We start from the raw sequence: 374 nt of genomic DNA, 5'->3' as shown, positions 1-374 counted from the left end.
CCCGACCACTTCGTCGGGCTTGGCCGGATTGACGACCGGACGTGGCTTGCCATAGCCGGCGGCGCGCGTGATCGGCTTGGCATGCCAGAGGGCCGGCCCGGCGAACGCCGCCCTGGCCTTGTCGATGGCCGCCAACGTGACCGTGTCGGTGATGTCGAATCCCCTGGAATTGCGGCGGCCGGCGCCAAAAATCTGCGACGGCCTGGCAATCGCCGGATTGGCAGCGGGACCTTGGCTTTCCACCGTTTCCAGCGGATCGCGCGCGATGTCTTCCGGCTCGACATCCTCGTCGGTCAGTTGATGCACGAAGGAGGAGTTGGCGCCGTTCTCCAGCAGCCGGCGGACCAGATAGGCCAGCAGGTCGGAATGCGCGC

1 protein-coding gene is annotated in these 374 nt (G+C 67.1%); it reads right to left on the bottom strand.

Annotated features, from left to right (window positions below):
- Positions 1–374, bottom strand: a 374-nt coding sequence (locus ACWTU9_RS33285) for a proline dehydrogenase family protein (RefSeq protein ID WP_455862027.1), incomplete at both ends; no start/stop codon positions are given.

The sequence above is a fragment of the Mesorhizobium sp. 128a genome (assembly GCF_053848025.1).
Note: the sequence above shows the minus strand (reverse complement) of the source record. Positions and strands in the feature narration are given on the sequence as shown.